General features: G+C 72.9%; 13 protein-coding genes. 9 read left to right on the plus strand and 4 right to left on the minus strand.

What is annotated here, in order from left to right:
- Positions 1–14 precede the first annotated feature (14 nt).
- From tolQ to tilS, 7 genes are all read left to right on the plus strand, one after another.
- Positions 15–719 carry a protein TolQ gene (tolQ, locus tag DJ017_RS00750; RefSeq protein WP_111526915.1) on the plus strand — a complete coding sequence of 235 codons (705 nt, stop codon included), beginning with the start codon at positions 15–17 and terminating at the stop codon, positions 717–719.
- Between the two features lie 3 nt (positions 720–722).
- Positions 723–1,241 carry an ExbD/TolR family protein gene (locus DJ017_RS00755; protein ID WP_111526916.1) on the plus strand — a complete coding sequence of 173 codons (519 nt, stop codon included), beginning with the start codon at positions 723–725 and terminating at the stop codon, positions 1,239–1,241.
- On the plus strand, positions 1,238–2,032 hold the full coding sequence (locus DJ017_RS20205; protein ID WP_165830488.1) for an energy transducer TonB: 795 nt from the start codon (positions 1,238–1,240) through the stop codon (positions 2,030–2,032). The genes DJ017_RS00755 and DJ017_RS20205 overlap by 4 nt, the downstream gene beginning before the upstream one ends.
- Before the next feature lie 20 nt (positions 2,033–2,052).
- Positions 2,053–3,351: a Tol-Pal system beta propeller repeat protein TolB gene (gene tolB / locus DJ017_RS00770; RefSeq protein WP_111526918.1), complete on the plus strand. Its 1,299-nt coding sequence runs from the start codon at positions 2,053–2,055 to the stop codon at positions 3,349–3,351.
- 69 nt (positions 3,352–3,420) lie between these two features.
- The gene (pal, locus tag DJ017_RS00775; protein WP_111529907.1) at positions 3,421–3,975 is read left to right on the plus strand and encodes a peptidoglycan-associated lipoprotein Pal; all 555 of its coding nucleotides are present in this window, start codon (positions 3,421–3,423) and stop codon (positions 3,973–3,975) included.
- A gap of 41 nt (positions 3,976–4,016) precedes the next feature.
- A complete protein-coding gene (gene ybgF, locus DJ017_RS00780; protein WP_226999970.1) occupies positions 4,017–4,838 on the plus strand; it encodes a tol-pal system protein YbgF in 822 nt (273 codons plus the stop codon).
- A 20-nt stretch (positions 4,839–4,858) separates the two neighbouring features.
- Positions 4,859–6,082: a tRNA lysidine(34) synthetase TilS gene (tilS, locus tag DJ017_RS00785; RefSeq protein WP_111529908.1), complete on the plus strand. Its 1,224-nt coding sequence runs from the start codon at positions 4,859–4,861 to the stop codon at positions 6,080–6,082.
- On the opposite strand, the gene DJ017_RS00790 is transcribed toward tilS, so the two are convergent.
- The 4 genes from DJ017_RS00790 to DJ017_RS00805 all read right to left on the minus strand — a co-directional run bounded on the left by DJ017_RS00790 (position 6,079) and on the right by DJ017_RS00805 (position 12,177).
- Positions 6,079–6,948: an alpha/beta fold hydrolase gene (locus DJ017_RS00790; protein WP_111526920.1), complete on the minus strand. Its 870-nt coding sequence runs from the start codon at positions 6,946–6,948 to the stop codon at positions 6,079–6,081. The genes tilS and DJ017_RS00790 overlap by 4 nt on opposite strands.
- Positions 6,949–6,963: 15 nt before the next feature.
- Positions 6,964–8,013: an aldo/keto reductase gene (locus tag DJ017_RS00795; protein ID WP_111526921.1), complete on the minus strand. Its 1,050-nt coding sequence runs from the start codon at positions 8,011–8,013 to the stop codon at positions 6,964–6,966.
- A gap of 100 nt (positions 8,014–8,113) precedes the next feature.
- Positions 8,114–8,938 carry a M23 family metallopeptidase gene (locus DJ017_RS00800; RefSeq protein WP_111526922.1) on the minus strand — a complete coding sequence of 275 codons (825 nt, stop codon included), beginning with the start codon at positions 8,936–8,938 and terminating at the stop codon, positions 8,114–8,116.
- A 209-nt stretch (positions 8,939–9,147) separates the two neighbouring features.
- A complete protein-coding gene (locus DJ017_RS00805; protein WP_111526923.1) occupies positions 9,148–12,177 on the minus strand; it encodes an autotransporter outer membrane beta-barrel domain-containing protein in 3,030 nt (1,009 codons plus the stop codon).
- 177 nt (positions 12,178–12,354) lie between these two features.
- On the opposite strand from DJ017_RS00805, the gene DJ017_RS00810 reads away from it, so the two are divergent.
- Both DJ017_RS00810 and DJ017_RS00815 read left to right on the plus strand, forming a co-directional pair.
- Positions 12,355–12,681: a helix-turn-helix domain-containing protein gene (locus tag DJ017_RS00810; RefSeq protein WP_111526924.1), complete on the plus strand. Its 327-nt coding sequence runs from the start codon at positions 12,355–12,357 to the stop codon at positions 12,679–12,681.
- Between the two features lie 10 nt (positions 12,682–12,691).
- The gene (locus DJ017_RS00815) at positions 12,692–13,786 is read left to right on the plus strand and encodes a hypothetical protein (protein WP_111526925.1); all 1,095 of its coding nucleotides are present in this window, start codon (positions 12,692–12,694) and stop codon (positions 13,784–13,786) included.
- Positions 13,787–13,815 lie beyond the last annotated feature (29 nt).

A 13,815-nucleotide genomic window follows, 5' to 3' on the forward strand; every position in this document is an offset into this window, starting at 1 on the left:
AGCGTTACAGCCGCATGGATCCCGCCGCCGCCGTCTCGCCTGAATCCTTCTCCCTCGTGCACCAGCTCCTGCAGGCGAGCTGGGTGGTGAAGCTGGTGCTGGCCGGCCTGGCGCTGGCCTCGCTGTGGTCCTGGACGGTGATCATCGACAAGACCTTCCGCTTCACGCGACTGAACCGCGAGGCCGACCGCTTCGAGGACGCGGTGAGCTCGGGCCGCAGCCTCGAGGAGGTCGCCGCCGAGGCCGGCGAGCGGCCGACCCACGCCCTGCCCCGCATGCTGCAGCAGGCGCTGCGCGAGTGGCGCGACGCCCGCGCCAAGGGCGGCGTCGAGGGCGCCCAGGCGGCGTTCCTGATCCAGCGCATCGACCGGGTGCTCGACACCATCATCGCCCGCGAGAGCCAGAAAGTGGAGGAGGGCCTGGGCGTGCTGGCCATCGTCGCCACCGCCTCGCCGTTCATCGGCCTGTTCGGCACGGTCTGGGGCATCATGAGCGCCTTCCAGGCGATCGCCATCCAGAAGAACACCAACCTGGCGGTCGTCGCCCCGGCGATCGCCGAGGCGCTGTTCGCCACCGCCATCGGCCTGATCGCGGCGATCCCGGCCTACATCGCCTTCAACGCCTTCTCGACCAAGGCCGGCAAGTTCTCGGCCCGGCTGGAAGGCTTCGCCGACGACCTCTCGACCGCCATCCAGCGGCGGCTGGCGGAAAAGGTCTGAGGCATGGGGCTGTCGGCCAACGACGCCTTCGCCGCCTCGGGCGGACGCCGCAGCCGCCGCCGTTACGGCCGCGGCCGGCGCGGCACGCTGTCGGAGATCAACGTCACCCCGCTGGTCGACGTGATGCTGGTGCTGCTGATCATCTTCATGATCTCGGCGCCGCTGCTCACGGCCGGCGTGCCGGTGGAGCTGCCCAAGACCGAGGCCGGCTCGATCCAGAACCAGAACGAGCCGCTGACAGTCTCCATCCGCGCCGATGGCTCGATCTTCCTGCAGGACGATCCGGTGGCCTTCGCCCAGCTCAGCCCGCGCCTGCGGGAGATGGCCGGCGACAACCACGCCAAGCCGATCTACGTGCGCGCCGACGGCCGCGCCTCCTACCAGATCGTCGCCCAGGTCATGGCCTCGCTGTCGACCTCGGGCTTCAGCTCGATCAACCTGATCACCGACACGGGGGGGCCGTCCTCGGGCGCCAAGCCGGCGGACACGGCGCCGGCCGCGCAGGAGGCGCCGCAGCCGTGAGACGCAGCGAGGTCTCGCCGGCGTTCCTGGGCTCGCTCGCCCTGCACGGGACGGTGCTCGCCGCCCTGCTGATCTCCTGGCGTTTCTCGCACGACCTGAAGATCGGCACGGTGGTGCCGGTGACCATCGTCGCCAACGCCCCGGCGACGGACCTCAAGGCCGCCGAGCAGGCGCCGCAGGAACAGACCGCCCAGACCGAGCAGCCGGTGGCCGAGGCCCCGCCCCAGGCGAGCCCGCCGCCGCAGGCCGCGCCGCCGCCGCCCGCGCCCTCTCCAAAACCCGAGCCGGCCAAGCCGGTCCCGACGCCGACGCCCAAGCCGGCCCCCGCCAAGCCGCAGCCGAAGCCCGAAAAGAGCCTCGACTTCGACGCCCTGGCGGCCAGCCTCTCGAAGTCGATCAAGCCGACGCCGCCGAAGCCCTCGTCCGCCACCAAGGGCCCGGCCCGACCGGAGACCGCCCTGCAGGCGCGGCCCGCCGCCGGCTCCGGCAATTCCGCCGCCGCCATGAGCGGCCTCGCCAACGAGCTGCAGCGCCGCTGGAATCCCAACTGCGAGGTCGAGGGCGGCCGCGACGTGGTGATCAAGGTCGGCTTCCAGCTCGGCGCCGGCGGCAATGTGGTGGGCGACGTGAGCTCGCAGATCCTGCGCGGGCCGCAGAGCGCCGTGGGCCAGGCCGCCGCCGACCGGGCGGTGCGCGCCGTCTATGCCGCCGCCCCGTTCCGGGACCTGCCCCGGGAGTTCTATGGTCAGCGGATCACCGTCAACTTCAACGCACGCGAGGCCTGTTCGTGACCCTTCTTCGGAGCGCATCCATGCGGCTGACGACCCTGGTCCTGACCCTCTTGGCGGCCTGCGCGGTCAGCCTGGCGGGCCCGCAGGCGGCGCGCGCCGAGATCGAGGTCAACGTTAACCGCGGCGACGTCCAGCCCCTGCCGATCGCGATCCCCGCCTTCGGCGGCGGCCAGGTGGGCGGCGACATCGCCGGGGTGATCTCCAACAACCTGAGCCGCTCGGGCCTGTTCCGGCCGCTCGATCCGGCCAGCTTCGTCGACCACGACCTGTCGATCGCGGTGCAGCCGCGCTTCCCGGCCTGGAAGCAGATCAACGCCCAGGCCCTGCTGAATGGCCAGGTGGTCAACGACAACGGCCGGCTGCGCGTCTCCTTCCGCCTGTGGGACGTCTATTCCGAGCAGCAGCTGCTGGGCCTGGAGTTCACCGCCAGCCCCGAGAACTGGCGGCGCATCGCGCACAAGATTTCGGACGCGGTCTATGAGCGGCTGACCGGCGAGAAGGGCTATTTCGACACCCGGGTGGTGTTCGTCGCCGAGAGCGGCGGGCGCGGGTCCAAGGTCAAGCGCCTGGCGATCATGGACCAGGACGGCGCCAACCCGAGCTACCTGACCGACGGCTCGTCGATCGTCATGACCCCGCGGTTCTCCTCCAACAGCCAGGAGATCACCTACATGGCGCTGCGGCCCGAGGGCTCGTCGGTCTACCTGCTGAACCTCGAAACCGTGCGCCGCGAGAGCCTCGGCCAGTTCCCGGGCATGGTGTTCGCCCCGCGCTTTTCGCCGGACGGCTCGAAGGTGGCCTTCTCCGTCGAGCGGAGCGGCAACAGCGACATCTTCGTCATGGACCTGCACAGCCACACCAGCGCCCGGCTGACCGCCGACCCGGCGATCGACACCTCGCCGTCGTTCTCGCCGGACGGGCGCCAGATCGTCTTCAACTCCGACCGCTCCGGCACGCCGCAGCTCTACGTGATGAACGCCGACGGCTCGAACCCGCGGCGGATCTCCTACGGCCAGGGCAAGTACACGACCCCGGTCTGGAGCCCGACCGGGGAGTTCATCGCCTTCACCAAGCAGACCGGCGGCGAATTCCACATCGGGGTGATGAAGCCGGACGGCTCGGACGAGCGGCTCCTGACCTCGAGCTACCTCGACGAGGGCCCGACCTGGGCGCCGAACGGCCGGGTGCTGATGTTCTCGCGCGAGACCTCGGCCGGCGCCTCCAAGCTGTGGACCGTCGACGTGACGGGCAGGATCCTGCAGCCGGTGCCCTATCCGGGCGCGGCGTCCGACCCCGCCTGGTCGCCTCTGCTGCAATAGACTTGCGCCTTCACCGTCATCGTTGGACTCTCACCCCTTGAAACCGAAGGAGACGTCTTCGCCATGGTCATGAGCCTGAACCGCAAGACCGCCTTGCGTCTGGTCCTCGTCGGGGCCGCCGCGGCCTCGATGGCCGCCTGCGCCTCGAAGCCGAAGCCGGCCTACCCGACGACGCCGACCACGCCCGCGCCGGCGCCCTCGACGCCCGCGCCCGCGCCGACGCCCGGCCCAGTGAGCGAGCAGGCCCTGCCCGGCTCCGAGCAGGACTTCACCGTCAACGTCGGCGACCGCGTCTATTTCGACTTCGACCGCTACGACATCCGCGCCGACGCCCAGCCGCTGCTGGCCTCCCAGGCCGCCTGGCTGAAGAAGTACCCGGCGGTGATGGTCCGCATCGAGGGCAACTGCGACGAACGCGGCACCCGCGAGTACAACCTGGCCCTCGGCGCCCGCCGGGCCAACACGGTGCGCGACTTCCTCGTCTCGCAGGGCGTCGCCCCGTCCCGGATCACCACCATCTCCTACGGCAAGGAGAAGCCGATCGACCAGGGCAGCGGCGACGAAGCCGACCAGCACAACCGCAACGCCCGCACGGCCATCGTCTCGGGCGCCCGGACCCGCTGATGACCGGCCGCAGTCGCGCGTTTCCTGCCTCGGTCCCGGCCGTGCTTCTGGGGCTGGCGCTCGCCGCCGGCCCCGTGGCCCTGCCGGCCTTCGCCCAGGTCCCGATCGACGAGTCCATCTCCAAGCGTGACGCCCGCCGTCTCGACAACATGGAGAAGGTCGTCAGGGAGATGCGCGACATCGTCTTCAAGGGCCGAGACACCGGCAAGCCGGTGGTCGTGGAGCCGGCGGACACCGACGCGCGGATGGCGGAGTTCACGAACCGGATCAGCGACCTCGAACAGTCGCTGACCCGGATCAACGGCTCGCTGGAGACCGCGACCCACGACCTCGACCAGGCGCGCAAGGACAACGCCGCCCTGTCGGCCCAGGTGAAGGCGCTCACCGACCGGCTGACGGCGCTGGAGCAGAGGCAGGAGGCGGCGGCGCAACCCCCGCCCCCCGCCGCCGGCCCCACCGCGGCCCCGGCCGCGGACGGCCCGACCCCGACCGAAGCCTTCGCCCACGCCCGCCAGCTGATGCTGGCCGGCAATTACGACGGCGCGGAGGGGGCGTTCCGCGATTACGTCCAGGCCTATCCGGACGCGCCGAAGACGCCGGAGGCGCGCTACTGGTGGGGCAAGACCCTGTCGGTGCGCGGGGCGCACGCCGAGGCGGCGACCGCCTACATCGGCGCGATCCGCGGCTGGCCACAGACGACCTGGGCGCCCGATGCGGTGGTCGAGCTGGCGCGCGAGCTGGTGGCGTTGAAGAAGCCGTCGGACGCCTGCCAGGCGCTGGCCGAGCTGCCCAAGCACTATCCCAAGGCGACGAGCGTCAAGGCGCGCGCCGGACAGGTCGCCGCCCAGGCGAAGTGCAGCTAGCGAGAACCGCGGCCGAGCCCATCGACCTCGACCGGTCGGTCGCGGCGGCGCTCGACGAGCGCCTCCTGCGCCATGGGACGCGGCCCCTCGCCGTGGCCCTGTCCGGCGGCGGCGATTCCCTCGCCCTGCTGCTCGCCGCCCATGGGTGGGCGCAGCGCGCCGGGCGCCGCCTCCTGGTGCTCACCGTCGACCATGGCCTGAACCCACAGAGCGCCGACTGGACGGCGGCCTGCCGCGCGCGCGCCGCCGCTTTGGGCGCGGACTTCCGGGCCCTGGCCTGGATGGGCGTGAAGCCGGCCGCCGGCCTGCCCGCCGCGGCGCGGGCGGCGCGCCACCGCCTGCTCGCCGAGGCCGCGCGTGAGGCCGGCGCGGCGGTGATCCTCATCGGCCACACCGCCGACGACGTGCTGGAGGCCCGCGCCATGCGCACGGCGGGCGCCAGCACGCCCGAGCCCCGCCCCTGGTCGCCGTCCCCGGCCTGGCCGGAAGGACGCGGCGTCTTCCTGCTGCGGCCGCTGCTGGCGGTCCGGCGGGCGGCGATCCGCGACTGGCTGGCGGCGCGGGGCGAGACATGGATCGAGGATCCGTCCAACGCCGACCTGCGCTTCGCCCGGGCCCGGGCGCGGGCGGCGGGCGGGCTGGAGAATGAAGCGGCGCCGCCGCGAGCGCCTGCCCTGCAGGGGCTGGCCGGGCGCTGCGAGATGGACACGGCGGGTGTGTTGCGCCTTCCCCGCGAGGCCCTGCGCGCGCCGGCGGCCGAGGCCTTCGTCGGCGCCGCGGCGCTCTGCGCGGCGGGCACCGGCCGGCCACCGCCCGCCGCACGCCTGCGCCGGCTGGCCGCGCAACTCGCCGGCGAGGCGGCGTTCGTGGCGACGCTCGGCGGGGCGCGGATCGAGGCCGACGAGGAGGCGGTGCGCTTCCTGCGCGAGCCGGGCGAGGCGGCGCGGGGCGGGCTCGCCAACCTGGGCGCGGCGGCGGGCGAGACGGTCGTGTGGGACGGACGCTTCGAGATCACCGCTGAGCGCGCGATGGAGATCCGGCCGCTGAGCGGCCTGGCGAGCCGGCTGCCGGACGCCGCGCGCGAGGCCGTGCGGGGCTTCGCGGCCAAGGCGCGGCCGGGGCTGCCGGCGGCTGTGGAGGACGGGGCGGTGACCTGTCTGGCGCTCGATCGGGCGCGCTGCCGGCCGCTGGCCCTGGCGCGCCTGCACGCCGCCTGCGGCCTGGTGGAGCGCGAGCCGGGTTAGGCCTTGGCGGCGGCCAGCACCTGTTCGACGCCGCGGACGATGGGGTCGGCGAAGCGCTGGCCGAGCAGGCTGGCGTGCTTGGCCCCGGCGACGTGCTCGATGTAGCCGTGGCGCGAGGCGAGCGCCGGCACCGCCTGGATCGACTTCAGGAGCGGGCGGCTGCGCTCGGCGCCGGCGGTGATCACCGCGATCGGCAGGGCCGGCGGGAACTCGGTCTCCTCGGACTGGCGCGAGGTGGTCGGCCACATGGCGACCTCCTCGGCCGCCCAGTGGGCGTGCGAGGGTGAGCCGTGGATGCCGCGCTTCTCCGACTTCGCCGGCTCGTCGAGGCCGATGAGGTTGTGGGTGAGCAGCGAGACCGGCCGCATCAGGCCAAGCCGCGCCGCCGCCCGCGTGGCCCGCAGCAGCCGGCCGAAGGCCCTGATCCCGGCCGGCCCGGCCGGCAGGCGCATGATGTCGGGGGTCACGGCGTCGACGAGCACCACGCCCAGCACCCGGTCGGGATGGGTGAGGGCGAAGAGCCGGACCATCAGCCCGCCCATGGAATGGCCGACGACGACCACCGGGCCGCGCTCATCCAGGGCGCGCAGCAGGGCGGCGAGATCGGAGACGATGGCGCGGCCGTCGCGCGGCTGCGGGCCCGGATCGGAGTGGCCGAGGCCGGCGCGGTCGTAGGCGAGGCTGCGGAACCCCTTGGCCGCGAGCCGCGCCTGGACCACCGCCCAGTCGGCGGCGCAGCCGAAGGCGCCGTGCTCCAGCACGATCAGCGGCCGCGCGGCCGCCGGCCCCGCCCGGACCACACGCAGCGCACGCCCGCCGACATCGATGAATTCGCCGCGGACGCCCGCACGCGGAACCGAGACCATGCTCCCCGATACGCCCTAGTCGGCCGGCTTGAAAGGCTTTGGAACCCGTGCCGCGCCCTGGCGGGACAGCATCCAGCCTGGGTACTCGGCCGGCAGCTCGCTGACGTCGTCCAGCCGGGTCATCTCCTCTCCGGAGAGAACGAGGTCGGCGGCGGCCAGGTTGTCCTCGAGCTGCTCGGTGGTCTTGGCGCCGATGATGACGCTCATCACCGCCGGCTTGTGGAGCAGCCAGGCGAGCGCCACGCGGGCCACCGAGACGCCGTGCGCCTCGCCGATCTCGCGCATGACCTCGACGCACTTCCAGGCGCGGTCGCGATCGACCGGCGGGAAGTCGAAGTTTGTGCGCCGGGCGTCGGTCGGATTGTTGGAGCCGGGCCCGAACTTGCCGGAGAGCAGCCCGCCGGCCAGCGGCGACCAGACCATCAGGCCGAGCTGCTCGGCGGTCAGCATGGGGACCAGATCGCGCTCGAGGTCGCGGCCGGCGATGGAGTAGTAGGCCTGCAGGGTCTCGAAGCGAGCGTAGCCTCTCGCCTCGCTGATCCCGAGCGCCTTGGCGATCTTCCAGGCCTGCCAGTTGGAGACGCCGACGTAGCGGACGAGGCCCTGGCGGACGAGGTCGTCGAGGGCGCGCAGGGTCTCCTCGATGGGGGTCACCGGGTCGTTGGCGTGGATCTGGTAGAGGTCGATGTGATCGGTCTGCAGCCGTTCGAGGCTCATCTGGACGCTGTCCATGATGTGGCCGCGCGAGGCGCCGCGGTCGTTGGGCCTGGGCCCCATCTCGCCATAGACCTTGGTGGCAATCACCACATCCTTGCGTGCGACCCCGAGGTTCTTCAGGGACTGGCCGAGCAGGCGCTCGCTCTCGCCGAACGAATAGACGTCGGCGGTGTCGATGAAGTTGACGCCGGCCTCCAGGGCGCGGCCGACGATGGCGTCCACCTCGCCCTGCTGCAGGGCGCCGATGGCGCGCCACATGCCCGCCTGTTCGGAGCCGCCGAAAGTCATGGTCCCCAGGCAGATCTCGGAGACGTAGAGGCCTGTGCGGCCAAGCTGCTTGTACTTCATCGTCGATCCCCTCGGTTGGCGGCCCGGCTCATATGGCCCCTCGTTCGTAACGCTTCGAGGCGCCCCCGAGGACAAATCCGCAGCGAAGATCGGCCGAGGATCAGAGGCTGAGGCGCACCCGCACCCGTCCGTGCGCCCGGGAGGCGGCGGCGAGCTTCTCGGTGATGTCCGGCGCAGCGCCCTCCTCGGCGTCGAGGCCGCGCGCTTCAGCGAGCTTGGCCTCCATCTGGGCGCGCTTGCTGCGGGGGATGCGCGAGACATAGGCGACACGGACGTGACGCGGGACACGGCGGGCCTCGCGCAGGGGCAGCTCGGCGCGGGTGGCGAAGGCGCGGCCGATGAACAGCTCCGGATTGAGCGGCTGGCCCTTGGCGTCGTGGATCTCGAAATGCAGGTGGACGCCGGTCGAGGAGCCGGTCGAGCCGAGCTGGCCGAGCGGGGCGCCGGCCTTCAGCGCCTGGCCGGTGCGAACCTCGGCGCGCTGCAGGTGCCCGTAAAGGGTGGTCAGACCCTCGGCGTGGGTGACCTCGACGAAGCGGCCGTAGCCCGCATCCTCGCCGACCCGGGTGACGACCCCGTCGGCGGCGGCGAGCACCGGCTCGGGATCGGGCGCCACCACGTCGACGCCGGCGTGCAGCCGGGCGCGCTCCTCCCACGGAAGCTGGCGCAGGCCGAAAGGCGAGCCGACCTCGCCATCGGGCACCGGCGGCCGGAAGGCGATCAGCACCGGCGGCGGCGCCGGCGCAGGGGCGGCGGCGACCGGCGGGGCCGACGGCCGCGCGGGCGCGGCGAGCGGCGTGCGGACCAGCTCCGGCAGGGAGGCATGGGCCACGGTGATCGCCACCAGGGTCACGGCGCCGCCGAGCACGCCCTCGACGACTCCGCGCCGCAGGCGTGCGGCGCGAGGCAGGTTCGTCTCGCTCAAACCTGGAACACTCCCAGTTCAGGCCGAGCGCTCACGCAGCCCGCCCCCGTTCGAGCGGCAAAGCGTCGGCGTCTCATCTGACGATGGGCGGCTAACTTGCGGCCCTTTTAGGCGGAAAAAGGGCGCAGTCCAGACGATTTGCCTGACGATTACTTTTGACAGTCCAGCGTCATCTGAACCCGAATTTCAAATGACAAAGGCGTTGCGCGTCAGAACCGGAAGCGGATCGTGCCGCGCACGTCATACTCGCGGGTGCGGTCGTCGATGGCTGCGCCGCCGTCGAGGGCGAAGTACATCTGGTCGCCCGTCGCCTTGAGGCCGAGCCGGACGATGCCGCCGCCGGACGAGGGCGTCTCCGGATCGAGGGTGAAGGCCGTCCCGCCCTGGAAGCGGGCGGCGGTGACGCCCGGCGCGCCGGAGATCTTCTGCCGCCAGCCGAGCTTGAGCTCGGGCGCCCAGTGGGACTGGTCCTCGCCGAACTCCCAGCCGAAGGCGACGAGGGCCTGGCCGGTGAAGAGGTCGCCGTCGCGGGACTCGACCTTGAGGTCGAAGCCCGCCCCGCCGCCGGCCTCCTGGTAGCCATCCTCGGAGAGGCGGATGTAGTCGAGGGAGATTTCGGGCCGGGCGTAGAAGGCGCCCGCCTTCAGGACGTAGGAGGCGCCGGCGTGGGCGTCGGCGAGCCAGCCGTTCCACTTGCCCCTGGTCGAGCGCGACAGGCCCGCGCCGCCGAGCCGGCGGTCGCCGTCGAACCAGACGTAGCCGACGCCGGCCCGGGCGTCGGCCTGCAGCGGCCCCTGGCGCAGCCGCCAGTAGGCGCCCGCCTCGGCGAAGTTCATCACCACCCGCTCGCCCACCTCGGCGCCCTTGTCCTTGTATTCGGTGGTCACGAAGCTGGCGGCGAGGCCGAGGGCGTTCTTCTCGCCGACCATCTCGGCCCCGCCGGCCAGGCCGTAGCCGGTGGAGGTGAAGCCGGCGGCCTGTTCGCGGTCGCGGTCGATGCGGAAGGCGATCTCCTGGGCCCAGATGGCCGAGCCGCCGTAGCCGTCGTGCGGCAGGGCCTGGCCCACCGCCTGGGAGATGGCGCCCGAGATGGCGGCGGCCGACATCAGCGCCCCGCCCGAGTGGTCGGGCAGCATCTGGTCGTAGAGGGCGCGGAAGCCGCCCTGGGTCTTCTGGGCGAGGAAGGCGCCGCCGATCGCCGGGTCCTTGTCGAGGGCGGCGAACACCGCCGAATAGGCCTGGGCCCCGGAGCGGTTGAGGCCCAGCTCGGCCGCCGTCTTGGGCCGCAGGTCGACGTTCAGCGAGCCCGCCGCGGCGTCGGCGCGCAGCGTGGCCTGGTAGAGGAACGGCGCGCCCATGAGGCTCGTACCGACGGCGCCGGCCTGTAGGCTGGCGGCCTTGATCAGCTCGAAGCTCTTCGCGCCTTTGAGCAGGGAGGCGAGGCTCAGCTCCACACTGGAGCCGCTGGCGAGGCTCGCCGCGCCGGAGACGTCGAAGCGAGTGGCGGTGTTGGCGACCGGATCGATGGTCACGGCCAGCACCGCCTTGGGGCCGAGCGTCAGGGCGCTGACCTGCAGGGCGCCGGTGTTGGCCAGGGCCAGGCGGCCGTTCTCCACGTCGATGGTGAGGCGCCCGTCGCTGTCGGTCAGCTTGCCGGCGACGCTGGCGCCGCCGTCGAGGACGAGGGTGTCGGCGCCGGCCCCGAACGAGATGGCGCCGGCGACCGCGCCGCCCAGCACCTCCAGCCGGTCGTCGCCCGAGCCGAACCGGACCTCGCCGACGATGGCGGGCTTGGAGGTCTCGGTCGCCTTCGACTGGCGGACCACCGCGCCCGTGGTGTTGGCCGAAAGGTCGATGGCGATCGCCTGGCCGAGGTTGGTCGAGCCGGCCTTGGGCGTGACCGCGGCGGTGATCGCGCCGGTGTTCTCGACCAGCTTGAGGCTGCCGGAGAGGTCGACAATGGCGCGGGCGTCCTGCGACCCGCCGGCGAGAGTCGCCTGGATGACCCCGGAGTTCTTGAGCGCCGGGACCGCGGCGCCGGCGTTGATCAGCAACGCGGTGGCCGCGCCCCCCTGCGCCGTGACGTCCGCCCCGAAGGCGCTGGCGCTGATCGTGCCGCCCTGGTTGTTGATCCCGCCGACCAGGGTCGTGGTCCCGCCGCCGGCCTGGCCGACGCGGATGGCGGTGGCCGCCACGCCGTCGTTGACGCCGGCCCCGGTGACCGCGCCGCGGATCACCAGCCCGTAGCCGTTCTCGCCGGTCCCGACCGCGCCGATGGTGGTGGCGCGGCCCGAGCCCAGGTCGAGGGCCGGAGCCGCGCCGAAGGACGTGACGCTCGCGGTGCTCTCCTGGGCGTCAGGCGTCCCGTCGTTGTCCTCGTCGGGGTTGCTCGCGTCCTTGTCGGCCGGCGGCTTGTCGAGGAGGATTCCCTGGCCGACACTGGCCGTCACGCGCACGGCCGCGCCGCCCTGTAGCAGGTCGTCGGCGTCGAGCTTGGCCCGGACGCTGTCGGCCAGGCGCTCGGTGGAGCGATAGCCGGTGGCGGTAATGGCGTTCTGCAGCAGGAGCGCGCCGCCGACGTCGCCGTTGAGGACGACCCCGCTGGCGCCGCCGCCCTGGGCGACCACCGCGCCGGTCACCCGCACATCGCCCGTGACCTGCTGGGCCGAGAGGCCGACCGAGCGGTCGCCGATGACGCTGATCGCGCCGGCGTCGACCAGGTTGCCCGCAAGCTGGGTCTCCACCGAGATGGCGGCGGAGTCGGCGCCTTCGACCGTGATCGAGGCGCCGAGGTTGCTGCGGATGTCGCCGGTGAAGGCGGCCGGGCCGGTCACGCGGACGCCGAAGCGGGCCGAACCCTGGGCGAAGGGGCCGTCGGGATCGCCGTCGTTGTCGGCGTCGGCGGGGGTGTAGTCCTCGAGCAGGTTGATGGCGCCGGTGTTGGTCACCGAGCCCGTATGGCCGCCGAGCGCCAGGACGCCGGTCGCCCCGCTGACGTTGTTGAAGCCGACGACGCCGGCGTTCTTCACCGCATTGTTGGAATCGAGGGTCACGGCGGCGCCGGCGGCGGTGGGCTTCACCGAGCCGGCGGAATCGATGGTCAGGTCGTCGGGCGCGCCGCCGGCCGCGGTCGAGGTCTTCACCGGCGTGGTCACCGCGGTGGTGATCTTGGTCTCGGCGCGGGCCGCCGAGGCGAGCGCCAGGGGCAGGAGGGCGGCGGTGACGAACAGACGGCGCATGAGGATTCCCCGAAACGTGCAGTGGCCGGGCTCGACCTGACGCGAGGGGGACTCCCCAGCGGCGGCGAACGTGTTATCTCTCTCACAAGCGCGATTGCGTCTTGTAAGTACGAGTTAAGTAAAAACTGTATATCTGTTTCGTCGGCCCCATCAAGGGGGCGCGTCCGGAGTCTCGCCATGCCCCGTCCCGCCGCCAGCCCCGCCAAGGCCGCCGAGATCAAGCGGCTGCGCCAGCAGGCCGGCCGCTGGCTGAAGGAGGCGCGGGAAGGCGCCGGCCTGACCCAGGCCGAACTCGCCGAGCGGGTGGGGCTGCGCTACTACACCTTCGTCTCCCAGGTGGAGAGCGGGCTCGGCCGGCTGCCGATCGAGACCCAGGGCGCCTGGGCCCAGGCGCTGGGCCGGGAGCCGCGCGAGTTCGCCCAGACCCTGCTGCGCTACTACGAGCCCGAGCTCTATCGCCTGCTGTTCGACGGCGAGGGCGGCCGCTCGGCGGTCCAGGCCTGAGGCGGCGGCGGTGGGGCAGGTCGTTCCCTTCATCCGCAAGGTCAGCGCCAGCGGCGCCTGGACCGAGGACGAGCGCGCGCGGCTGGCCGAGCTCGGCGAGCGGCTGATCGCCGCCGGGCTGAAGGTCGAGGTGATCTATGGGGTCAGCGAGGAGGGCGACCCCTGGTGCGTGGTCAAGGACGAGCACGAGGACGTGCTGATCCACGTGGCGCGGATCGGCGGCGTCTTCGTCATCCACCATTCCTTCGACGACAGCCTGCGCGAGGGCGAGGACCTGCCCGCCATGCTCGGCGAGCGGCTGGCCTGGGAAGAGACCCGCGGCGTGGTGATGCCGTTCTCGCGCCAGGCGCAGAGCATCCTGGCGCTGATCGTCGCCACGGCCTTCTTCTACGAGACCGCCGGACGCGACGAGCCGGACGCGCCTTCGCCGTTCCATCTGCACCTGGTGGGCGGCGACGGCCTGGCCGCCCATGCGGCGTCGGCCCTCGACGTCGCCCCGCTCGGCGAGGCGGCCCACGACGGGACGGCCGCCGCGCTGCCGCCGTCGCTGGTGGGTTCGGCCGCGAGCGAATGGCGCTCCTTCGCCTTAGAGGACGACGGCGCCTTGCCGACCGACCACGGCGCCCAGGCCCTGGCCGCCGGGACCGGCGGGCCGGGCGGGGTCTCGCCGATCGCCAACCTGGAGGTGGCGGCGCCGGCCGCGGTGGCCGCCGCCCCGGTGGTGCTGGCCTTCGAGCCGCGCCTGGCCATGGCCGCCGGCCCGGGCGGCCTCGCGCCCAAGACCACCGAGACGCCGACCAACCCGCCGGAGTCGACCTTCGTCGGGGCGGGATTCGTGGGCGCGAGCTTCCGGCCGACCGCGACGGATCACCCGACGCCCTCGACGCCGGAGCCTCAGGTCACCGCGACCGTCACGCCGGCCAATTCACACTGGGTGGACCTGGATCTCGACGGCGACGGGCGGCCGGACGTGCGGGTGCTGGTCCCCGACGAGGCCAGGCCCGCGGCCAGGCCGCAGGATCCGCCGGCGCCGGATCACGAGCCGGTCCTGCACGAACCGATCCTGGCGGTCGGCCACGGCTTCCCGCACGCCGAGTTCGCGTGACGTCGGGTTCGCTTAAGGCCCGGGACAGG

Source organism: Phenylobacterium soli, assembly GCF_003254475.1.
Classification (GTDB): domain Bacteria; phylum Pseudomonadota; class Alphaproteobacteria; order Caulobacterales; family Caulobacteraceae; genus Phenylobacterium; species Phenylobacterium soli.

What these genes read in the sequence shown, in the direction of transcription:
- tolQ (WP_111526915.1), top strand. Translation starts at nt 15, where the DNA reads ATGGATCCCGCCGCCGCCGTCTCGCCTGAATCCTTCTCCCTCGTGCAC.
- DJ017_RS00755 (WP_111526916.1), top strand. Translation starts at nt 723, where the DNA reads ATGGGGCTGTCGGCCAACGACGCCTTCGCCGCCTCGGGCGGACGCCGC.
- tolB (WP_111526918.1), top strand. Translation starts at nt 2,053, where the DNA reads ATGCGGCTGACGACCCTGGTCCTGACCCTCTTGGCGGCCTGCGCGGTC.
- pal (WP_111529907.1), top strand. Translation starts at nt 3,421, where the DNA reads ATGAGCCTGAACCGCAAGACCGCCTTGCGTCTGGTCCTCGTCGGGGCC.
- DJ017_RS00790 (WP_111526920.1), bottom strand. Translation starts at nt 6,948, where the DNA reads ATGGTCTCGGTTCCGCGTGCGGGCGTCCGCGGCGAATTCATCGATGTC.
- DJ017_RS00795 (WP_111526921.1), bottom strand. Translation starts at nt 8,013, where the DNA reads ATGAAGTACAAGCAGCTTGGCCGCACAGGCCTCTACGTCTCCGAGATC.
- DJ017_RS00805 (WP_111526923.1), bottom strand. Translation starts at nt 12,177, where the DNA reads ATGCGCCGTCTGTTCGTCACCGCCGCCCTCCTGCCCCTGGCGCTCGCC.
- DJ017_RS00810 (WP_111526924.1), top strand. Translation starts at nt 12,355, where the DNA reads ATGCCCCGTCCCGCCGCCAGCCCCGCCAAGGCCGCCGAGATCAAGCGG.